Raw genomic sequence first — 21,864 nt, 5'->3', positions numbered from 1 at the left:
CGGTTTTACCGGACAACAATAATATTTTATCAGTAAAAATCGAGAATACGAAACTACGTCAGTATGCTATTGCGGTCTTCTTTCAAGTATTTCTCATCCTCCTATACAACCTATCAGATATAAATCTAAACAAGAAACAAATCATAAAAAAGATTCTTACGTAAATAAGTACTATTTCAGGATGAATGATAGAAATAGCCCTATTAACTTCTTTATTTAATATTATCTCAATTGGAAGAATTATTTTAATAATGAGATTACTAATGAGAATATTTTATAATACATTAGATATGAATTTTTTAAATTATATATTCAATGATTAGCTGCTATATATTTGGAGATAGTTCTACTGAACATTTGTTAAAGAATAATATCCCTTCTCTTTTCCCAATGTCCATTTTAGGATCATCCCCTGATTTCCGGACGGCATTAAAACAGATCATTTCGCATAAACCGGATCTAGTTTTTATAGATTTAGAGCTTGTCAAAGCCAATCCTACTGAAACAGCCTTATTAAAACAGTTAACATCAGTTATTTTTACATGCAATTTAAAACAAAAAGTGCCTTTTGTGTCGTCTGAGAAAAAATTGATAAGTCATGAAACTGAAATCGCTTTAGTTCAAAAAACACTAAACAACGCACTCACATATCCAAGAACGTATGAGGAAACAGTTTTCATTAAAACAAATACCAAGGGTTTACATGGAATGATTGAAGCTTTGATACAATTTAAAGACATTATATTTATTGAATCAGTAAAAAATTATCTCGACATTCATCTTGATGGAAGCAAGCGCTATCGAACTTATATGACACTTAAAAACATTGAGAAGGATTTATCATCACAGTTCGCCAGAATCAATAAATCATTTATAATTAATATGGATAAAATTACAGCAATTGAGGGGAGTACATTAGTAACACTGTAACCAGCATGGCACGTCAGCATATATTCATTGCCGACGTTTTCGTCATAGTCAACCAAACCTTTTGAAAACATAAATTCAAGGATTCCCTTTTTCCATAACCAATTATAGATATAGATCCGGCTACTTGAATATCTCGCTTCTTTTAAAAGATGGTTGGCACGTTCAATAAGATTTTGAATTTCCATAACTTTTGCTTTTAATGTAGACTTTTTAATATGCCACACTAAAGTTATGGAAAGTGATTATGTATATATTCTTCTTAAAAAGTTGATAATTAATTGGTTTGTTTATAATCCGGAGGACTTATTATCATAACGATATTCTTGTCATAACCTGTATTATGGAAAGCTTTCCATAATACAGGTGAAAGTCTAAGAAAAAAAAGGTAAAATTGTCATACCATCAGCTATGACAGGCCAAATCCCCAGGTGGGGTCAGTATGATGCATTACTGGGGTCAGCATGACCAGAATATCCATCAAGCATTCCAACTTTGAATGAAAGTACTATGGAGGCACTAGTTGGATACGTGGGTAACTAAATGTATAGTTCAGTTACATTTGAATCAAAGTGAATAGTTTCGTCTTTCTAAATCAAGCTCCAAGTAGAGCAGTGATTCATCAAAGTCTATTAGGAGTTGCTATCGCGTATATGAAGGAAATGTAATAAATAAAAATTGTCTTTTTCATAGAATGCTACAAATCTTTATCTATTCAGTTTAATCCTTGCCAATCACTTTTTTGCATTAATAGAGAAGAACTGGAGTCATCGTTGTTGGATGCGCCGACTATGAATTCAGAGGGGAGAGCTTCAATTGCTAAGCCTTATCCAGACATGCTATTGAGTATGGTCAGTCTTCCCTTATAATCCTGTCTAATGAAGGATCAGGATTTATTAGCACTGTCACTGAAGATCCTGAAATAAACGAAACCGGAGCTCAATGAAAAATCAAGCTTTGCTGGTTTAAGTTCTAACGGATGCTACGACCAGAATGAAAAATACATAATTCCTATTCTATTTTAGCTTCAAGATCTACTGGAACAATTAATTCCTTTCTCTTTTTTAAATATGCCCGCTTAGTTAGAGGCCCATATACATGTCCATCTTTATGCTCAATAATCCAATAATTGATCTTATTTCTAAATATAGATTTATAATATGGATCATGCTTAAGAATACTATCAGCTTCATTTTCGCTTTGAATGCGTTCTTCAGTTGAATTTGTCGGATATTTTTTTAAATTTTCTCGTAACTCAAAGCCTATCTCACGCTTGTATCCCTCAAAACTTGGTCGTTGGGTTGCAATAATAAAATCTGAGTCATAATCATAGTTGATAACATCACCATAAATATTTTTATGACCCGGCAAATGATTTATTATGTTTTTTGAATCGGCACCTCTATCTTCATAAAAGTAGTTTCCGCTCAACTCTTCGGAGTAACTTCCCGGATTACAGCTTTGCAGATAAAAGTATAAAGTCATTAGCACTGATACAATTAGTTGTATTCTTAATTTTTTTTTCATTAGTTTATTTGATTACATGATGTACAGGAGTGATTTCCGCTGAACCATTAAAATTAATCTTATATGGTGTTCCTGGTCCAGCTAACGACGAACCTATCACAGTTTCAATATTTCTTCCCCAATTTAAAGGGTTCCACCATGTCTTCTGATCGAAGTCATATGTATCTGAAAAAGCTTTAACTGTATTACCTGGGTATAATCTAAATCTTACATTTCCGTAAACCATACCATCATTGTAAGAATTGCTATGTAAAAGCAAATTAAAATATTTTGTTGATCCAACTCCATTAAAGTCTTCAGAATGAATCGCGGATAAATCAATACGATTTAAATCTACATTTAAAGTCGTACTGTTTCCATTTCTATAATGTTCATTGGCCTCGGCCAATGTAAGATAACCGTCAGCTTCTACATCCCCCCCTCTATCAGCCCAATAATTATCATAAGCAGCTTCAGCTCTAGACCGAAGTTGTGCCCATGAAGTTATAGGAACTTCGGACAATGTAACTTTCATAAGATCTGCGTTTGAATATGCTTTTTTATAAGTAAGAAAGTTTTGTGATTGATTGCCCGAAGCAGCTTGTTGCTGAGCCGCCCCCGGAACAGGGATCATAATCATATCCCACCCTATACGGGCATACGCTGAGTTAGGCGTATACATTGGTGAATTAACCAATGCCCAGATTCTCATATCCGATGTATACATGGACTGACGAATAGCTCTGTCGACCGACAACCAGTCAGCTGGAGGTCCCTGCGCTACCCAGAAAGGAGGCACATTTACATGGTCATTTGGATCAGCTCCTGTTGGGTCATTCTGGTTTGACGGGTCGTTGAACGCAAAATTATAAGGTGTCCAACTGGCGTACTTATCCACCATCGGATCGTGTGCATTAAACCTGCCCAGTGCCGGATCATACTCACGGTAGTGTGTAGAGTAGCTGCTCTCATAACCCAGATCGTCCTGCAGCTCCGAGCCACCGTTATACAGTTGCTTGTTGGCCACCGAAGATTGTGCTGTACGAACTACGATGCCCTGCATGGTCAAGCCAAAGGCATAGTAGGCGTTTTCCTGTGTAATCTTGGCAACGCCCGAGCCGTTATCGGTAAAGCTAGCCCTAACATTCCCCTGTTGGTCTTTAATAAAATACTCGTAAGTATACTGGCTGCCTGCAAGCACCCGGCCTTCAACGGTGCCCAGGTAACTTAGCGTGTTGTTGTTATATACAAACCCGTCCAGATAGTCGTAACGGCTAATAACCGCATGGGCCGCATTGTAAACAATTTTATTGATGCGACTCCCGTTAGCATCGTAAGCGTATTCGACTGAACCTATGGCTGTAGTGATTTTACTCACCTTGTTTAAATCGTTATAAGTTAAAGTTTGCCCTTTGTTGGCATCACCCGTTAGGTTGCCATTGGTATCATAACTGTATTCAGCAGCCGTGCCGGCGCCATCCTTAAAACCCATAGTGCTTGCAGTGGCATCAGTAACACTTGCCAGCTGGTTGCTGCTACCGTTATTTAAATAAGAGTAAGTAAGGTTATCAATCATAGTACGGCCGCTTGCATCAGTTGTCTGAATATAACGCTGCAGGCTTAATATATTGCCGTTATTATCATAACTGCCTATAGTTTCGTTATATGCGCCTGCTTCTTTATCCCAGGCGCTAACGCCTTTGGCGGCAAAGTAAGCCCCCTTAAGGCGGTCAACCTTATCGTATGTATATTTGTAGCTGCGCTCGCGAACAGGGTTACCCGATACAGAAAACTGATCATTAGTTTTCCATTTAATTGCTGATAGCCTTCCATTATAATTAGGGGTGTTTGCCAAACCTGCATCGGCCTGGTTGTAGAGCAGTGTCATGCCAAAAACATCACTGTTATCATTATTAGTTATTCCACTGTCGTTTGTTAAACCACTATTATTTATACTAGTTATCCATCCGCGTATATTGTAGCGATAATCAATGGTTTGCAGGTATGTACTGGTGGTCTTCTGGTGCAATTTTTTACTTTTAAGCTGCCCCAGCTCGTTGTATTCATAGCCTGCTATAACCTGTTCGGTACCGCCGTTAATTTTCACGGCTACTTGTTTAAGTCGATCCTGCAAATCATATGCAAGTCTGCTTACGACCGTAACGGTAGCTGCGGTTACTTTTACCTGTTTGGTTTCAATAACATGCCCTGCATATATATCATAGGCGTTGCTAGTTATATCTTGTACATTGGCGTTTAGTAAGCTGTTATTCTGTTTTTGTATAACGTTGCCGAAACTGTCATAAAATAAGGTCTTCTTTATCCAGCCTGAGGTACCCAGCACTTTGTTGTAGACTCCTGTTAAAAAGCCGCTATTATCATTAGTTGCAACGGCTGCATAAGGCGCAGATCCTGGATTATTATATATGTAATCGGCGCTTCCGTCATTATTAAAGTCGTAATCGTCATAGTAATTAACCGTTATTATATCAGCATCGCCAGGCGATACGGGAAAGCTCCGATTACTATAGCCGTAGGTGGTTCCGTTCATCCTTCTCTCACAGTTAAAAACTGTGGTATTGTTGTAAATAAGTGCATCCAGATAAGCCTGCAGCTTTTCACGATGGGTAACACCTGTTGTTGCAGGGTCGGTATAAGTATAAAGACCGTTCAAGACTGCCCGGTTAGCTGCATCATACTTGGTAAAATACCATTTATCGGCCGTTCCATATGCATTCCGCAAGCGCCCATCCTGCAGCAGTACTAAACGATCGTAACTGTCGTAAACCATAAAAACCGGAGCAACGCCAGGGGCTTGCTTAGCTATCAGGCGTCCCTTGACATCGTAAGTATATACGCTTGCCCAGGCACCGGTAAACACGGCACCCCAGGTTGTATTACCTGCATATAATCTTTTAACTCCTTCAGGAGATATCTGGTAGACCAAGTTACCGAGATCATCATATATGTATACGGTCTCCAACCATTCACCGGCGTCAGCCTCTACCTTTTTTTCAACCAATTGGCCAAGTTTGTTGGTAAAACTTAGTACATGGCTACCGTTTTCATCTACAAGATCATTTACCGACAATTGCATTTCGGCATAATTGCCAGCGCCGGGGCCGTCAACTGTCCATATTCGAATATAATCACTGGCTGTATTAAGCCTAAACTGCATTTTAACAGTGTGATTACCTGGCTGCCAGTCGGCACCAGGCGCACCTCGTTCCATTACCCGATTGAGAGGTGAATTATCATAACTTGTAACTGCGTATGGGAAATTATCATTAACGTTACCCAAACTTGATGAGCTATAAAAGGTTTGTTGCGCGATCTTAGGATTTGCATGAAAAGCTCCGCTTGAAGTATTGGACACGAACGGCAGGTATTGCTTAGGCTGCTGACCATATTGATCATACTCCATTAACTGCACAATATCTTTTTGTAAAGGGCTGGTCTGCAGATTGATTACCTGAACAGGACGACCTAATCCGTCCATATAAGTTATTTTCGTCTGGGAATTGGCCGGTGATATTTGACCTTGATTGGTAATTCCTTGAACTTTGATAATATCTGTACGTACATTGTTAGCTACGATTAGTCCAGGATCATCAACACTTACCAACGGTTTAATAATTATTGAAAAGCTCGGATTTGCAGTGCTTGGTGCAAAATTAAACCCCGGTTTTAAGGTAACACTGCTTACGGCCTGGTAGGATACTCCTTGATAACTGGATATTGTGGCGTCAATAACCTGTGTTGTTTGGCTTAAACAAATATTACTAATAAATGCAAGAAATGCCGGTAGAATTAATAATCGGTTGATACTTCGTTGATAGTTCATTGTTTCAAGTTTAGGCTAACGGTTGCAATCTGCAGCGAAATAGTTGATGTGATAGGTCTGTGTCGCACTTTGCGCATTACAACCTATTCCGAACATGGCGCATTTAAGCGTGTATGATTTGTTCGAACTTACTGAGCCATCAGGATCAAGTGGTACGTTTACTGTCAAAGACTGCCCCCCTTGAAGACTAATCCAGGTATTCGGTGCATTGTCATAAGCCATTTGCCAGGTAAAACCAACATTAGAAGAACAGGGCTGCTGGATGTTAGCTGTGAATACATTGGTTCCGACCGGATATTCAGAACATTGGCCGGTGTTGCTGTTACCATAGAATACAGCCCGCTTAGAGCAAACTTCAAAAGCAACAATTCCACAAGCGGTTAAAGTAAATTTGAGAGCCGGTTCTAATGGCGGTTCTACATAGATCTGCTGTTGGGAGGTAACTGTTCCATATTGGGCATTATGCACGGTTAAGGTAACTGTATAGTTGCCGGTAGCAGCATAGCTATGTGATGGTGTAGCGCCTCCATTTTGCATGACCGTTCCGTCACCAAAGTTCCAATCCCGAATAATACCCACGGGCTCACAGCCATCCGCAGGTCCTGATTGAAAGATTATTGAACTATTGGCATATAGCTTAATTGGATAACTAAAAGCAGCGCTAAGCTCATAATTAATGTTATAATTATAAGCCGTCCGTTTTAAAATATTTTGGTTTTGATCCATGACCAAGGTGGGGCGGCGCAAAGCATCATAACTATAAAACGTGGTGTTACCATGCGGGTCAGTTGTTGCTAAATTTAATAAGTCTTGATATGAAGTTAGAGAAACTGATGCCATTTGAGGATGTAAAAGCATATCATCAACAGTTACTGCAGTATTCGTTCTTACGCTGATGTCGAATTTCGCATTTAAAATCTCGACAGGGATCGCAATTTTATAATTGGTCCAAACTCCGGTAGTGTTAGTAAAGGTTATCACTTGCGTAACATTATGTCCGCTGGCATCGGTCAGCGTTATCAATAAATATCCTGAGGTATTTGATTTAGCCCAACACGAGAAAGTACAATTTGCACCAATCCCTTTAGCTATGCCCAATTTTTGAAAAGTGAAGTTTGCTCCAACAGATAGCGCCTTCCCAATCCTGCCGTCGACTGAACTAAAATCACTTGGGGAATTAAAAATGTACTTGAAACTGTTAGTCGTCCACCCACCGACTCCACCCTTTTCTTCATCGAAGTTTGAGTAAACTACCTGATTGGCGAACCCATTCCTAACCTTGGCAATTACCAAAGAACGAGCATAATCATAAAGAAGCCCAGTTCTATTATTTTGGTTATCAGTGACAGAATTAACTTCACCATAATCACCATATTCGAAGTAGTTATTCATAAGCTTGTAGCGTGAGTCACAATGAAAAATCGCCGCACTTTCGACGATGACAGGGTGAAAATCTGTAAGTGGAACATTCGCTTTAATGACCATCTGTTTAGACAAGAAGACATTAGGAATATTAACAACATTAGTATAGCTATTAAACAAGTTTAATTCAGCGTTGAGTAACTGCTCAGACTGACCTGGCTTAGTCATTGTATTAACCTTTTCTATTATGACGTTGTTGACATGCGCATCCTTTAGTGCTTGCAGAGCTCTTACTGTTGAGTCACCAGGGTTGATCGTTACATAATCTTCCGGGTAGCTATACTTGCTTTTATAGTTGGTAAAATTCACACCATCACTGCTAATTGACGTAGACGAATAACTCAACAACGAATGGTTAACACCCGTATAGTAGTTGTTGGTTTCTGTAGATGCCGGCTTAAGATAGTTTGTGCCAGGATCGTAAACTTTGTTAAAAACTTTCGTTTGAAATTTATTCGTGTTGCCGTACAATTTATATTTACCATAGATAAACGCTTTCGTGTTTATATCGTTGCTGTTATAGGTAAAATAGTTATATGAAAGGCCGTAGATTATATCTGGAGCCGAGTTTTTGAATACAAGTGTGTAATCATATCCTGTTTCTTTAATCAGCTGTCCGTTTTCATTGTAGGATTTTATACTTTTCAATAACCCCCTTGAGAAGTTATAATTACTGTTATCCGGATATGGAAAGGAATAATATCCGTCATTTAGCAGGCCCTGACTCATACATGCCTGTGTTACTGGATTAACGGTAGTTGCATATCTAGAATAGGTCGCCTGCCATGGCTCGGTTCCAATATTTTCGGAACTTGAAATCTGTCCGTAAGTTGTGGGATTGTTGTACTCGTAAACTATTTTACCTTTACCAAATTGAACTTCCTGCACTAATTGGTATTCTACGTTTGGAGAATCAAAAGAGTAGCTGTTCATGTCAAATTCGGATCGGGCAGTGAAATTGGCTATTTTGGTCGCTTGATCAGTATACTGTTCAGATGTTGATGAATTACCGGATGGATCCGTATAAATTGGTATGGAAAAGGCAAACTGTGGGCGATTGATCAAGATGCCACCTGAATATGTATAGGTTCTGACCATATCATTTTGGTTGCTGATGCCGTCATGCACGGTCACGGATTTTACTCTTATTCCGCCTCCATTCAATATTTGGTCGGCTTTACTGTCATAAAACTGGTTGGATTCGTAGCTCAGCAGTACGGAACCTCCACTTGGAAATCGTATTCTGCCCAGCGATCCTGCTGCAACGACATCAGGATTAGGTCTTCGATCAGCTCCCCCAGCGAGGTAGTAATTTGGTCCACTATAACCTGGTATTTGCTCAAGTCGGTATCGCTCTGATGCTGGTTCATTTGGGTATACCCATAAATTGGGGACCAACGTAGATGACTTGTTATTATTATAATAGCCCCAGTAGTCCTGCTGATATTGCTGCTGTAATTGACAGCCGTTACAAGGCATAGATCCAATTGTCGGTGATGGTAAGATTGACGTACCAACAGTTAAGTCTGTGCCCAGATAATCAAACAGATAAGGGGGGTTCTTTAAGCAGCTATTAGAGGTCTGTACCGATTGTAAGTATGTCCTGCTGTTTGCATAGTTGTAATTAAGTGAAACCATTAAGACAGTAAGGCCTTTTATTTTGACTATAAAATTGTCGAGCCTGTCGAAACCTGTTCTGTAACTCAGATTTAATGAGCAATCTTCCGTGGAAATACTCAACAGCTTTTGATGGGTTTCTTTAATGGCTGTAGTATACAAGCTTCTTTTATAAACGGTGTTTACTAAATTAGCCAGATAAATATTTGAATAGGTAATTTGCGTTCCGCTTTCATCTATGTTCTGATAATTCAGATATATTGTTCTTCCCGTTTTAGAAATCACTGAACTTAATGCCCATTGGGTGGTATAAGAAATTTGCTGAGCATACTTCATAAGATTATCTCTTTTATACAATACGGCGTTTGATGCTCCTACTGGTGTAACAGATACAGTTACTTTTGTAGTGGCTAGAAAAGTATATTTCACACCTTCATTTGTAATGATTTTAAAAGAAGTTATTGATCCGTCAGCGGCATAACTAGGCTGAATTTTCAAATCTTGATAAGGCATGATTTGTAATACATGATTATTATCATATACAAACTGCCCCCTGTAACCGTTAAAATCGAAAGAAAAAACATCCGGCTCTGAATCGGTTTTATTAGCGGCTAGTCCAGATAGAAAATTATAGTTACTAGCATCTCCAGTACAGTTAGTCCTGTTTTGTGGCATAAAATTGTAAATATTACTGGCCACTGTTCCGTATAGCCAGCCTATTCTTGTATCTCCATTGACTCCTTGAAAATCGTCAGGCAAACTTCTAACAGTCCTGGTAATGTTTCCACCTGCATTCAATCTCCAGCCAATACCAATATTATACTCATCATTTCCGTTTTGCTGGTAAGCTTTTACTCCTGCCTCATAAAATAAACTCACAGGCAGACTTACGTCAGTTGCGTCGATGTTATAAATAGGTATATTAATAATCGGTTGTCCTGTATGAAAGTCAACGGGAACATTTTGAGCCCTCAATGTGATTACCAACAAAATCAGAAATGTGATTACAAAGTAGATTTTCGTCATTTTATGAGTTATAATATTAAATGTTTAATAGCAGCTGCGAGCGATTTTAAATTCGACTTATTTTCTTAGTAAAAAGACAGTATCAGTAAACTCTAAATAAGATTATAATCAAAGATTAAAAAGAGCTTTCATTTCTCTAGTTATAAGGTTTAATCGGTTATACAGGCTTAATTTTCTTAAAAAAAAAAAGATCAAGCAGGATAATTATTCTTTTTAACGCACTTTTAAGCCACTCAAACGTTTGTTAGATTACTACAAAATTTATATAGTAATTTGAATAGAACCGCTTTAGTGCGCTAGCGTAAGAAGTTAATCTAGACATTAATGTAAACTTACTTTGGAATAGCATATCGATTAAAGAATTTTTAACGGCTATTAATTTCATTTTTATGAATGTCCTCAATAAGTTTAACCCTCTCTTTTAATGTCTCGTTCTGCGTTTTAAGGTCAATCAGATAAAGCGTCAGTTCTTCAATCTTTTTAAGTAATTTTACATTCATCTCACCTAAATTTAAACCCGACTCTTTTACTTCCTGCTCACTGGGCATATCGGGTAAACGGTGATTTCTATTAATATAAGCCTTGACTTCAGTCAGAGGCGTCAGGACAAAAGCAGGTGTAAAAACATAATCCGGCCAGCTAATCAAATCAACTTTTACTTCCTTTGCATGGATACTCCCGTTTACAGCAAGCTTGTATCCCCTGGGATCTGCAGTTCCAATACCTATAGTTCCATTAACCAGCGTAATTTCATCTTTATTGCCATCATAATAAGAACTCAGAACCAGTCTGGAATAATTATGTGCTCCTGCATAATCCAGGTAACTTCGTATTGAGGGCCCAGGAAAATCCCTACCAAATCCTGTGAAGTTTATTCTAGCGCCCGCCCCTAGTGTATTTAATGAATTTCTTAGGGTAAGGTTTCCATTAACATCCAAAGGGCTAAGCGGATTGTCGTTTCCAATACCCATATTTCCACTGATTAAGGCATTACCAGCGCCATAATTCCCTCCAAGGTTTACATAACCAACCAATAAGCTAGCATTTCGAATCCTTACAGGTTGTGTAGCTCCTCCTAACAAGTTTAATCCGTTGTTTTCAATTATTGATGCGGTATTGCCTCCGGTGACAAATTTTAACCAGGATCCGCCACCAAGTGGACCGGCTGCTCCACCATCCGGTACGTTCATTTGCGCGCTGGCCATCTTATAAGTCATAAACATGGCAATCATAAGTATTAAAATAGAATTTCTTCATATTAACATAAGTATACTTCAGTGAACTTCTTCTACAACTTAATTTTTTTTGATTTCGTTATAACTGTATTTCATTAATTAGAATTTACCCATTGGCATTGGCTGTACATTCTCGATGCGACGCATGTAACAATACTTTCCCTCCATCTATCTATTTAAATGCATTCAATATATTTATCAATACAAATCGAAAATATTAAAGAAGACGTTTGTCTGCCAGTGTTCTATTGCGGTCTGTTTAACCAATTTCCTTTAAGTTTATATCTCGTCCTCTTATACAACCTGTCAGATATGAATATAAACAAGAAACAATTTATAAAAAAGATTCTTACGTAAACAAGTACTATTTCAGGATGAATAATGGAAATAGCCCTATTACCTTCTTTATTTGTAACTACTCAGGTTGTCTTTAATTGAGTCAATAATTTTGGCTTCAAGACAAAAGAGGGAATGTTTATTTGATTTATGCTTTACTGCGGGAATAATTTTTTTCAGAAAAAAGTGAGGGTTTATTCACATTTTACTGTATAACTTGATCCGATATTTATAGGTTTAATGATATAAAAAGCGGTTTTTTGTAGTCAAGGAACTGCAAGAATGGATAGTAAGGGTTTTCTGAAATTGGCCGAATTGCTGGAACAGGAATCAGTTGCCCGTATAGCGGCAAAAGCCTCTAAAGCTTCTGAGATTGCGGCTTTACTTCAGAGGATTTCAGAACAGAACGCTTCATTTGGAAAGACAGTACAGGATTTAAATGCCACTATCCAGCATCTGAATGAAACAATCAGCATTCTTTTGGAAGAAAACAAGCTTCTAAAAGGGCCTAAAAAGAACAGTGGCAACAGTTCCGTTCCTCCTTCAAAAGATCAAAACCGTGTCCAAAGAACAAACAGTTTGCGGGGTTCCAGCGGAAAGTCCTCCGGTGGGCAGAAAGGCCATGAAGGCAGTACCCTAAAGATGAGTACCACCCCCGACCATATTATAGAACACAGGCCTGGATTCTGTAACTGTTGCGGACTGGATCTTAATGCCCAGCAAGCTGAACTAGCCAGCCGTCGTCAGGTTATCGATATTCCTATCCTCCGTCCATCCTATACCGAACACCGTATTTATCGTAACACCTGCACCTGCGGACACATCACCAACGGAACTTTTCCTTCCGGGATAGATGCCCCTATTATTTATGGTCAGCAAACCACTGCACTGATTGCTTATCTGCATACCCGTCAGTATATCCCTCTGGCAAGGATCAGTGAGTTCTTCTCTTCGGTTTATGGAATGGCCATCAGTCAGGGCACTGTTTGTGGAATACTTGACCGCTTTGCTGAAAAAGCGTTGCCTGCCTTTGCCCTGATCAAACAGGCTTTATCCAATGCTAAAGTGATTGGGGCGGATGAAACGGGAATGAAAGAGAATGGTAAGTTAAAGTGGTTTTGGACCTGGCAAAGCCAGTTTGCAACTTATATCACCGCTTCAAAAAACAGGGGCTTTGAAACTGTTAAAGCTCATTTTCCTGCTGGTTTTCCTAGCACGATTGCTGGTCCAGCCATTTAAACACAGCTGCCAGAGGCCATCAGATCTGTACGGCTCACCTGCTGCGCGAACTGCTCTTTTTCAAACAAAAATATGATTGCCCCTGGACAGCACGGTTCAGTAAGATAATTATGCAGGCACTGGAAATTAAAAAAATAATCACCACTTCCCAATATCAGAAACCCATAAAAGAAAGGGCAGAGATGGAAGCGTTACTGGATGGGTTAATCCATCAAAAAATAAATCCCGACCATCCTGAAGTGATCACTTTTCAAAAAAGAATCCTAAAATACAGGGAATATCTTTTTACTTTTCTTTATCATCCCGAAGTACCTCCCGACAATAATAAATCAGAACAGGCCATTCGCAATGTGAAGGTCAAACTCAAAGTATCCGGTATGTTTAAATCGGCCAAAGGAGCACAGAACTACGCCATTATTCGTTCTATTACGGACACCTGTAAAAAAACAATCAAGCTATCTTAAATGCATTCTGGACAATTGCCGTTTCTTAGAACCTGAGTAGTTACAAGCAGAATATGATATTTACAACTTTTTGAAGTCTTAAAAAACAGCTAATTTCAAAATGTTTTAAAGACTTTAAGCCTGATTAAAACTTTATCTAAACTTTATCTGTAATAATCAAGACTTTATGAAAAAACATAAAGCCTTGATTATCAAGGTGGAGAATATCGGAGTCGAACCGATGACCTCTTGCATGCCATGAAAGTGATCAATTATGCAATGGAATATTTCTCACACACCCTACTACCACCTTACTAACCGTTTACAAATCCTCCTCCTAAATTGCCATTTTAACTAAAAGGACTGTCCCTATGCTCAAACCAAAGCGTTCTGTTACCCCAGAAAAAGCAATAGAAATCCTTCAAAAACATGGAACAACTATTTCAAAAGATGAAGCAGAGAAAATATTGCAAATCATGTACGATTTTGCTAAATTAGCTGTAGAAGAACAACTTAAAAAGAAGAAACAACTCTATTCACTCCCTTAATAAATTTAAAATAAATTATGAAAACTGCAGATCTATATATCCGGGTAAGTACAGATGAACAAGCAGATAAAGGCTACTCCCAAAGAGACCAGGACGAACGGATAAGGACCTATTGTGAAAAGAAAAACATACAATCAAGAAAGGTTGTCTTTGAAGACTATTCAGCCAAAACTTTTAACCGCCCAGAATGGACTGAACTATTCGCCGACTGGAAAAAGAATAAAGGAAAACAAACCGACTATGTGATATTTACAAAATGGGATAGATTCAGCAGAAACACCGCTGATGCTTATACCATGATCAGGACCTTAAAAACCCTGGATATAGAACCCATAGCGATAGATCAACCCCTCGACCTATCCGTCCCTGAAAGCAAAATGATCCTGACAGTCTACCTATCAACACCCGAAGTAGAAAATGATCGCAGAGCATTAAATGTATTTTATGGTTTACGCAGAGCAAGAAAAGAAGGACGCTGGACGGGAATGGCTTTACCTGGTTATATTAACCGGACCAGGGAAAATGGCACTAAATATATAGCCATTCACAAACCCGAAGCTTCACACATGAAGTGGGCATTTGAAATGATCGCCAAAAACCAATATGCAATAGAACATATCTGGGCAATGGCAAAAGAAAGAGGACTCCGCTGTACCAGAACCTGCTTTTGGACCGCCATCCGAAATCCATGCTATTGTGGAAAGATCGTTATTCCTGCCTTTAAAGAGGAAGAGAGGTTTCTGACTAATGGACTTCATGAACCTTTAATCTCAGTGCATTTGTTTTATGAAGTCCAGGACGTTCTCGACAACAAAAGAAGAAAAATAGGACTAAAAGCAGTGCAAACAGATAACCTTCCGTTACGCGGCTTTCTAATCTGCCCCTCCTGCAACAGACAACTTACAGGAAGCGCTTCTAAAGGCCGCAATAGCTATCATTACTACTACCATTGCAAGTACCCATGCAAGATTAGGTTTAATGCCCGAGAGGGTAAATGAAAACTTTTAAAACGATCTTAAGAACATCGTTCCTAAACCAGGTATGGCAGAACTATTTAAGGCAGTCATTTGCGATGCCAACAGTGACAATGCACAATTACTTCAGCTGGAACGTAAAAAGACAATAGTAGAAATTACAGCACAAAACAACCGGATCACAAAAGCCAGAGAATTGCTTTTAACGGATGCTATTGAGAGTGCCGAATATAAAAACATCAAATCTGAATGTGAAAATAAGATCCTCAGGCTCGAAGCAAAACTAAAAGAATCGAATGATACACTCTCCCTCAATATTGATTTAAACGACCTTGTCGATAAATCCCTATTTAACCTCAAAAACCTTGTTTATTTATACCAGAATGCCGATTTAGCAGGAAAACAACTAATCACCGGTTCGATCTATGCCCCAAAATGGGTAATTTCAGAAACGAAAGATCGAACCGCTCCACTCAACGAAGTTGCCTCTCTTATTTACTTGATAAACAACAAGTTAGGACATAAAAAAACCGGAGAAAAAACTATCTCTAGTTTTTTCTCCGGTCAAGTACCCAGCGCCGGAGTACATTTATACCATTCTTAGCATAAATCATAATTTAACAAAATATACAAAATGCTATCCTACACACTTTAAAGCAAATATTTAATACTTTAACATAAAGCAAAGTATATTGCGATATAACAGAAAGTGTATGTAAATTTGTATGTAAGCAAAAAGCGAAACATACAGTAATGGCAAAACCTAAATTCTATCTTGAACCGCGACCAAGTACAGACGGTGTACAGGCTATTAATATGTTCTATTCTTTCCAAGGCCGGCGGTTGCAATACTATACCGGAGTAAGAATTGAGATAAAGCACTTTCGCCCTGAATGCAACTCAAGCAATACAATACAACCTATTAAAAATATTGCACCATTTGCGGAAAGCTATAATAAGAGATTGAAAGAAATGGCTTCTGCAGCGGTAACAATCGTAAGCGATACCAAAGGCGAAGATTTAACAGTACCTTATGTCCGCGAGCAGTTAGATCTAATCTATAAGCCACAACCGCCTGAGCCAGCACCAGCACCAGAATTTAGGCACACATTCATTTCTTACTTTGAACAATTAATTGAAGACAGCAAAACAGGTAAGCGACTAATTAAAAAGCGTGGTAAAAGTTTCGGTAAAAGATTTACAAGAAATTCAATTAAAAACTATGGCGTAACATTATCGGCAATCAAGAGGTATTTAGAATATGCAGATATAAGAACACTCCCCTTTGAAGGTGTGAATAAAGACTTCTATGAGGACTTTATGTTTTTTTGCTACGATATTGAACAAAAGGAGATTTCAACCTTTGCAGGCTTTATAAAGGACATTAAAACCGTAATGATGGAAAGTAAAGAACCTGGCTTTATAGCAGATGATTTTATAATGCCTTCGTACGAATCAGATACAATTTATTTAAATTCTAATGAGATTGACAGAATTGCAAACTTGGATCTTTCGAGCTATGCAAGATTTGTAACGCATCAAGTAGTTGCAAGGGATAAAGCAGGTAAGAACATCTTAAATACTAAAGGCGATAAAACTTATAAGCCTGAGAAAGTAACTTACAAGGTTTTAGATAAGTGTCGCGATCTGTTTTTAATAGGCGCTTATACTGGTCTTCGTTTTGGCAACTTTTCCAACCTTGATACTCAAAGTGTTAGCGGTAATTTCATAAAGGTGAAGCAAATCAAAACAGGCGCAAGGGTAACTATTCCAATTATGGAGAAACTTAAACCCGTATTAGCCAAATATCCTACAGAGCTGCCTACCTTATCCAATCAGAAATTTAATGCTTATATCAAGTTAGTTTCTGAACTGGCTGGATTGACAGATATTAGAATAATAAAGAACTACAAAGGCAACATTGAAAGCGAAACATCACAACCGCTTTACAGTCTTGTAACGAGCCATTGCTGCCGAAGGAGTTACGCAACCAATATGTTTAACAAAGGCGTCTCCCCTATGCTTATAATGAGCGCTACAGGACATAAATCAGAAAGCAACTTCTTAAAGTACATAAGAACCACCGATGAACAAAAAGCTAACCTTTTAGCAGAAACGTTCGTTAAATTAGGACTATAAAAGATATGAGTACAGAAACACAGGTATATGATTATAATTTACTTTTGGAAGTTGCAGACAATCTCCTTAACACTCCTTACATTGAATCGCATGAAATTGACTGGGATAAACTAAAGAGATGCTCTTATGATAGCATAGTGCAAAAGCTTTGTGAAATAGATAGTGAATATTCTAGATACCTGTTTTTACTGCACGTTTTTGAAAGAATCTATGATTATCCAAATTCCTACCTCATATCACAAATTTGGAGCATTCTTTTTAACCTGGCTGAAAAACAAGAAAAGTATTTAGCTGAACAATTGAAAGATGAGGCCGAAAGAAAACATTTTGATGGTGAAGAAATATGGGAAGATTTTTTACTTAATGAAAAGGTTAGAGACTATGTATTAGGCTGTGATGGTGTCCTTTTCTTTATAATCTCAGAATTATCAGATGTTTGCCCTAGGTTTAAACTTGATTTTAATCTTTTGATTAGTAAAGCTTTAATTCAGTTTTCTAATCCTGATATGGGAAGAGTACATTACATATGGACAAAATTAGATGGAACGACCAACCAAGACGACCGAAGTTATTCACCTAAGGCAGAGCTTCAAAAATATAAGGATATGGATACTAATAATCCTAGCACTATTGCAACAGTAAAGCCAGCACCGAAAGTAAAAGAAGTTTTCAAATCATTTGCAGATGCTGCCATAAGTGAAGATCGGTTAAATGAAATGTATAAGATCTTGCTAGATAAAAAAATAATTGACAATGAACATACAAAGCTAGGTACAGATACCATGTTTTACAGCTTGATTAAAAGATTTAAAAAGGATAAATACTTTAAAACAATAACATTGATAGAGTTGCATCCCTTAGTTAACAAAGAATTTAACATGACTGGAATACTCCAAGCATTAAAACAAGCCGACCCCTATGCTTATAAATTGAGCTAAACACTATACTTATTATACCAAACACATAAATGGTATAATAAGTATAGCTAACACATTATATTTCAGACAATTACAGTTATACATTTGTGGTGTACTAAAAGATACAGCAAATGGAAAACTTGATATTGTCACCAATAAGCCTAGCTAATTTAGAGCTATTAATACAAAGAAGTGTTATCGCAGCCATTGCACAAACACAGCCGGCAGCAACCCCTGCAGAGTTACCCCAAACTTTCACAATAAGCGAACTAGCTACATATTTAAAATGCACTAAGGCAACTATCCACGCCTATAAGAAACGCGGAATCTTTCCATACTACCAAACAGGGAGAACGGTTTACTTTAAGAAATCGGAGATTGACAGAGCGTTAGAAGTTAGCGGTGCTAAACGAAAGGGTTCTATAAATGCTTAATACTGCCCTTTCCGCTACTGGATTAAATCCTAATGCAGCATTGGCGTTCGGCGATAATGCAGGTAATACCAGCGATTATCTTGCAATAGGTAAATTTCACCTAATACCTCAGGGTATAGATATACCGATGCCTGTTATCGTGTTTGCAATGCTAGGTATTCCCATGTTTACGAAGAAAAGCTTCTCTGTTATTATCGCAAAGCCGAAAGCAGGAAAGACAACTGCAGCAGCTTGGATTATTGCCAGTGCTATCAATGCTGGTCTTAAAGTTCTCTGGATTGACAATGAGCAGGGGTTGTATTATGGTAGCCGTACCCAACACTGGATATTACAAATCGCAGGATTACAACAATCTAAAAACCTTCATTTCTATGATCTGAAGATCCACGCCCCAAACATAAGAACTGAAATAAGTAGAGCATTGATTGAAGATGGTGATTATGACATTGTCGTTTTCGATGGAACAAGAGATTTTGTATTTGATATCAACAGTCCTGAGGAAGCTACCAACATTGCAACCTATGAAATGGAGTTAGCAGATACCCAGGATTGCCATATCGTTAACATCATACATACGAATAAAGGCAATGACAACGCTAGGGGGCATTTAGGAACGGAGTTGATTAATAAGGCTGAGACTGTAGTTAAAATCTCTCAGAACGATGCAAAACAGATCGTAATCGAACCTGAGTTTACAAGGGGCAAGCCTTTTGAACCTTTCGCCTTAGTTCGGGATGAAATCACTGGAATACCTTCATTAATTGAAGGATGGAGCAAAGACGAAAGTACAGGATCTACAAAAGCCTTTCAGCCTTATGATGTTGATGAGGCAACTCATAAAGCCTTAGTTCGGGATACGTTCTCTGTATCGCCTTCAATGATTAGATCGGAACTAAGCATCGCTGCAAAATCAAATCTCTCTAACTTCTTAAAACAAGCAATTAGTCGAGATAAAACATCTGAATGGATTAACCACTGGATGCAATACGGCCATATTAAATTGTCAGGTACACCCAAAACTAAGTCTGCAAAATACTCAGTCAATTTTCAAAGCAACCCAACTGAACTGAACGCCCCCTTTATATATAAAGGGGGGGGCGTCTAGTCTAGTTTATTGGGCGAACTGAACTGAACTAGTTAAACTGAACGGTCTAGTTCGTTCAGTACCAAATACTTAAAACAAATTAACAAATCACAATGAAAAAGACATTACTACAATCCTATTGCAGCTTATTTCCAACCTACTATTCTAAAAAGCTAGGCAGGTCATGTTTTAGTACTAAACCTCAAACTGTTGCTTTTAGTGACCTTATCAATCATCCAGATCCTGAACAATTAGCACTTAAAAATAAGATTCGATCACTAGCATATAAATGTGATGAACAGTCAGCACTTAAACCCTCAGTATGGGGAATTACACCAAGTAGCATACAATTGAAGGGAAGAGGTGAAGACTTTCATGTACTACATACTGGCTTTATGGCCTTCGATATTGACGGCTTAGAAAGCGGTTTAGATAAAGCATTTGAGATCGTAAAGCTTATTGCTTATGTAACATATTGCAGCAGATCGATAAGAGGACAGGGATTATGGGGATTAATGAAAATTAGCGATCCAGATATGCACAAGGAACATTTTAATGCAATGGAGGCAGCATTTAAAGCCATGGGCATAAAGATAGATACAGCACCTCGTAACGTAGCATCATTAAGATTTATGTCATTTGACGCTGACGGTTACTACAACGAGAATGCGGAAATCTTTGATAAGAAGTTGGAGACAGTTCTCCCCCCGAAAAGGGAATTTAAAAAGTACGAAAGTAACGGCCAAAAGGGTAACGACAACACCGATGTTAAGCAACTCATTGAAGGATTCAATTCAAGTTGTACCGCTCAGGATATGCACGACATACTTATAAACTTTGGTTTTAACTATCATAGCACAAGCGGATCCAGATACCGATTTACAAGGCCAGGAAAGGACACAAAAGCTGGATTGAGTGTAGATTACCACGAAGACAGAAGAACGCTTTACAGCTTCTCTAGTGAAGTTCCTTTATTGGATAAATGGAAAGCGGAAAGCGATAAAGGATGGAGTTGCTCGCCGATGACCGCACTTCTCTTATATGGATTCGGTGGAATGGAGAAACAGCACTGGGCACAAGCATTCAGCTACCTAAAAAACAAATAGTCCTTACGTTGCTACGATATCGCAGGAGGCTATGAAATATCTCAATAAGGCAATCCAACGCCTATAATACTTGAGTACCTAAGAAACGCTTAAAATCATTAACAAATAAATATATGGAATCAGTAAAACAGGCAGAAGCACTTGCCGGCAGACCAATCGCAACAGCAACCGAAGAAATGGAAGTGCTAAAGGACAAATTAAATATATACAGGTCTCTTAATTGGGGGCAGTTGAAAACAATCGGTACTAATATGGAGGCAAACAGGGAGTTGCAAAAAGAAATTGACACCCTAAAGCAAAGAAACAAATTTCTCGAAAGGGAAATGCTTAATAATCAAGGCTTAGTTAGTCTATCCGTTGCGGTTATGGCCGGCAAGTCAGGAGTTGAGGAACTAGTCAACCGCCTTGAGTCGGGAGAAATCCAACGGTTTCTAATCAGTGAGAAAGACATTACTAAAGAATACTAACAATAACTAACAATAAAGACAAATATGGAAACAATTCAAACACCTGCAGAAGTAATTGCAGACCTCGAAAATCAATTAAAAGTCTACCTATCTGCAAAGTGGATGCAATTGAAGGTTATAGATGAGTCAAGAAAAACAAACCGCGCCCTTAGCGAAAATGTGGTATCTCTCGAAACTCAAGTAACTAGCCTAATCGAAGAGGTCAATACCCTAAAAAAGTCAAAGGAATGTTGCAATCATTTAATTGAAATGGCTATCAGTTTTATGGCAGGTACTGAAAGCATAGAGCGCATGCAGGAGGCACTCGATACAGGTAAACTTACCAACTACCTACAGGGCATAAACGATACCGCAAACATGCCTATTCCATCATTAAGAAAACTAGAAAACAACTAAGATCATGAAAAAAGAATCAGAAAAAAAATGTGCTGAATACGTAGAGGTACGAGCGATACTCATTAAAGAATTGGGTATGATTCGGGCAAATAGACACCTTACCCAAGTTGAGAAGGAAACTAAAATCCTTCAAATAAATGATCTTTTAGCTGAGCGTTACTCTTAAAAAGCAACTATTTCCCGATGCAATATCGTGTCGGGCTT

18 protein-coding genes and 1 tRNA gene are annotated in these 21,864 nt (G+C 38.2%); 14 read left to right on the top strand and 5 right to left on the bottom strand.

Going from position 1 to position 21,864, the window contains the following annotated elements; all coding sequences use genetic code 11:
- Positions 1 to 315 precede the first annotated feature (315 nt).
- Positions 316 to 930, top strand: a complete 615-nt coding sequence (locus tag BFL47_RS04640) for a LytR/AlgR family response regulator transcription factor (protein WP_083257005.1) — start codon at positions 316 to 318, stop codon at positions 928 to 930.
- A 1,008-nt stretch (positions 931 to 1,938) separates the two neighbouring features.
- Here BFL47_RS04640 and BFL47_RS04635 read toward each other — a convergent pair.
- The 4 genes from BFL47_RS04635 to BFL47_RS04620 form a co-directional block, all read right to left on the bottom strand.
- Positions 1,939 to 2,454, bottom strand: coding sequence for a hypothetical protein (locus tag BFL47_RS04635; protein WP_139125757.1), 516 nt, complete (start codon positions 2,452 to 2,454; stop codon positions 1,939 to 1,941).
- A gap of 4 nt (positions 2,455 to 2,458) precedes the next feature.
- On the bottom strand, positions 2,459 to 6,277 hold the full coding sequence (locus BFL47_RS04630) for a DUF6443 domain-containing protein (protein WP_069658632.1): 3,819 nt from the start codon (positions 6,275 to 6,277) through the stop codon (positions 2,459 to 2,461).
- A 15-nt stretch (positions 6,278 to 6,292) separates the two neighbouring features.
- Positions 6,293 to 10,342, bottom strand: coding sequence for a PKD domain-containing protein (locus BFL47_RS20005; protein ID WP_069658631.1), 4,050 nt, complete (start codon positions 10,340 to 10,342; stop codon positions 6,293 to 6,295).
- A 365-nt stretch (positions 10,343 to 10,707) separates the two neighbouring features.
- Entirely contained in the window at positions 10,708 to 11,565 is an 858-nt protein-coding gene (locus BFL47_RS04620) for a hypothetical protein (RefSeq protein ID WP_170827267.1), read from the bottom strand.
- A 630-nt stretch (positions 11,566 to 12,195) separates the two neighbouring features.
- Between BFL47_RS04620 and BFL47_RS04615 the strand changes: the two genes are divergently transcribed.
- Entirely contained in the window at positions 12,196 to 13,152 is a 957-nt protein-coding gene (locus BFL47_RS04615; RefSeq protein WP_069658629.1) for an IS66 family transposase, read from the top strand.
- A 23-nt stretch (positions 13,153 to 13,175) separates the two neighbouring features.
- Entirely contained in the window at positions 13,176 to 13,616 is a 441-nt protein-coding gene (locus BFL47_RS20345; RefSeq protein ID WP_083257004.1) for an IS66 family transposase, read from the top strand.
- Positions 13,617 to 13,813: 197 nt separating this feature from the next.
- Here BFL47_RS20345 and BFL47_RS19725 read toward each other — a convergent pair.
- A tRNA-Ala gene (locus BFL47_RS19725) sits at positions 13,814 to 13,930 on the bottom strand.
- Positions 13,931 to 13,966: 36 nt separating this feature from the next.
- On the opposite strand from BFL47_RS19725, the gene BFL47_RS19720 reads away from it, so the two are divergent.
- The 11 genes from BFL47_RS19720 to BFL47_RS19715 all read left to right on the top strand — a co-directional run bounded on the left by BFL47_RS19720 (position 13,967) and on the right by BFL47_RS19715 (position 21,826).
- A complete protein-coding gene (locus BFL47_RS19720) occupies positions 13,967 to 14,143 on the top strand; it encodes a hypothetical protein (RefSeq protein ID WP_170827266.1) in 177 nt (58 codons plus the stop codon).
- 17 nt (positions 14,144 to 14,160) lie between these two features.
- Entirely contained in the window at positions 14,161 to 15,141 is a 981-nt protein-coding gene (locus BFL47_RS19520) for a recombinase family protein (RefSeq protein WP_139125756.1), read from the top strand.
- A 43-nt stretch (positions 15,142 to 15,184) separates the two neighbouring features.
- Complete coding sequence (locus BFL47_RS19515) at positions 15,185 to 15,721, top strand: hypothetical protein (RefSeq protein ID WP_139125755.1); 537 nt, start codon at positions 15,185 to 15,187, stop codon at positions 15,719 to 15,721.
- A 149-nt stretch (positions 15,722 to 15,870) separates the two neighbouring features.
- Positions 15,871 to 17,256, top strand: coding sequence for a tyrosine-type recombinase/integrase (locus BFL47_RS04600; RefSeq protein WP_069658627.1), 1,386 nt, complete (start codon positions 15,871 to 15,873; stop codon positions 17,254 to 17,256).
- 5 nt (positions 17,257 to 17,261) lie between these two features.
- Positions 17,262 to 18,194 (top strand): hypothetical protein, encoded by a 933-nt coding sequence (locus tag BFL47_RS04595; RefSeq protein ID WP_069658626.1) that lies wholly within the window; start codon positions 17,262 to 17,264, stop codon positions 18,192 to 18,194.
- Between the two features lie 110 nt (positions 18,195 to 18,304).
- Positions 18,305 to 18,607 (top strand): helix-turn-helix domain-containing protein, encoded by a 303-nt coding sequence (locus BFL47_RS04590; RefSeq protein WP_069658625.1) that lies wholly within the window; start codon positions 18,305 to 18,307, stop codon positions 18,605 to 18,607.
- A complete protein-coding gene (locus tag BFL47_RS04585) occupies positions 18,600 to 19,712 on the top strand; it encodes an AAA family ATPase (protein WP_069658624.1) in 1,113 nt (370 codons plus the stop codon). The genes BFL47_RS04590 and BFL47_RS04585 overlap by 8 nt, the downstream gene beginning before the upstream one ends.
- 92 nt (positions 19,713 to 19,804) lie before the next feature.
- Positions 19,805 to 20,797 carry a BT4734/BF3469 family protein gene (locus tag BFL47_RS04580; protein WP_069658623.1) on the top strand — a complete coding sequence of 331 codons (993 nt, stop codon included), beginning with the start codon at positions 19,805 to 19,807 and terminating at the stop codon, positions 20,795 to 20,797.
- Between the two features lie 113 nt (positions 20,798 to 20,910).
- Positions 20,911 to 21,264, top strand: coding sequence for a hypothetical protein (locus BFL47_RS04575; protein ID WP_069658622.1), 354 nt, complete (start codon positions 20,911 to 20,913; stop codon positions 21,262 to 21,264).
- A gap of 24 nt (positions 21,265 to 21,288) precedes the next feature.
- On the top strand, positions 21,289 to 21,660 hold the full coding sequence (locus BFL47_RS04570; protein ID WP_069658621.1) for a hypothetical protein: 372 nt from the start codon (positions 21,289 to 21,291) through the stop codon (positions 21,658 to 21,660).
- 4 nt (positions 21,661 to 21,664) lie between these two features.
- Positions 21,665 to 21,826, top strand: a complete 162-nt coding sequence (locus tag BFL47_RS19715) for a hypothetical protein (protein WP_170827265.1) — start codon at positions 21,665 to 21,667, stop codon at positions 21,824 to 21,826.
- Positions 21,827 to 21,864 lie beyond the last annotated feature (38 nt).

The sequence above is a fragment of the Arcticibacter eurypsychrophilus genome (genome assembly GCF_001730525.1).
Lineage (GTDB): Bacteria > Bacteroidota > Bacteroidia > Sphingobacteriales > Sphingobacteriaceae > Arcticibacter > Arcticibacter eurypsychrophilus.
Note: the sequence above shows the minus strand (reverse complement) of the source record. Positions and strands in the feature narration are given on the sequence as shown.

What these genes read in the sequence shown, in the direction of transcription:
- BFL47_RS04580 (WP_069658623.1), top strand. Translation starts at nt 19,805, where the DNA reads ATGAAAAAGACATTACTACAATCCTATTGCAGCTTATTTCCAACCTAC.
- BFL47_RS04630 (WP_069658632.1), bottom strand. Translation starts at nt 6,277, where the DNA reads ATGAACTATCAACGAAGTATCAACCGATTATTAATTCTACCGGCATTT.
- BFL47_RS19720 (WP_170827266.1), top strand. Translation starts at nt 13,967, where the DNA reads ATGCTCAAACCAAAGCGTTCTGTTACCCCAGAAAAAGCAATAGAAATC.
- BFL47_RS19515 (WP_139125755.1), top strand. Translation starts at nt 15,185, where the DNA reads ATGGCAGAACTATTTAAGGCAGTCATTTGCGATGCCAACAGTGACAAT.
- BFL47_RS20005 (WP_069658631.1), bottom strand. Translation starts at nt 10,342, where the DNA reads ATGACGAAAATCTACTTTGTAATCACATTTCTGATTTTGTTGGTAATC.
- BFL47_RS04575 (WP_069658622.1), top strand. Translation starts at nt 20,911, where the DNA reads ATGGAATCAGTAAAACAGGCAGAAGCACTTGCCGGCAGACCAATCGCA.
- BFL47_RS19715 (WP_170827265.1), top strand. Translation starts at nt 21,665, where the DNA reads ATGAAAAAAGAATCAGAAAAAAAATGTGCTGAATACGTAGAGGTACGA.
- BFL47_RS04635 (WP_139125757.1), bottom strand. Translation starts at nt 2,454, where the DNA reads ATGAAAAAAAAATTAAGAATACAACTAATTGTATCAGTGCTAATGACT.
- BFL47_RS04640 (WP_083257005.1), top strand. Translation starts at nt 316, where the DNA reads ATGATTAGCTGCTATATATTTGGAGATAGTTCTACTGAACATTTGTTA.
- BFL47_RS04600 (WP_069658627.1), top strand. Translation starts at nt 15,871, where the DNA reads ATGGCAAAACCTAAATTCTATCTTGAACCGCGACCAAGTACAGACGGT.
- BFL47_RS19520 (WP_139125756.1), top strand. Translation starts at nt 14,161, where the DNA reads ATGAAAACTGCAGATCTATATATCCGGGTAAGTACAGATGAACAAGCA.
- BFL47_RS04570 (WP_069658621.1), top strand. Translation starts at nt 21,289, where the DNA reads ATGGAAACAATTCAAACACCTGCAGAAGTAATTGCAGACCTCGAAAAT.
- BFL47_RS04585 (WP_069658624.1), top strand. Translation starts at nt 18,600, where the DNA reads ATGCTTAATACTGCCCTTTCCGCTACTGGATTAAATCCTAATGCAGCA.
- BFL47_RS04590 (WP_069658625.1), top strand. Translation starts at nt 18,305, where the DNA reads ATGGAAAACTTGATATTGTCACCAATAAGCCTAGCTAATTTAGAGCTA.
- BFL47_RS04615 (WP_069658629.1), top strand. Translation starts at nt 12,196, where the DNA reads ATGGATAGTAAGGGTTTTCTGAAATTGGCCGAATTGCTGGAACAGGAA.
- BFL47_RS04595 (WP_069658626.1), top strand. Translation starts at nt 17,262, where the DNA reads ATGAGTACAGAAACACAGGTATATGATTATAATTTACTTTTGGAAGTT.
- BFL47_RS04620 (WP_170827267.1), bottom strand. Translation starts at nt 11,565, where the DNA reads ATGTTTATGACTTATAAGATGGCCAGCGCGCAAATGAACGTACCGGAT.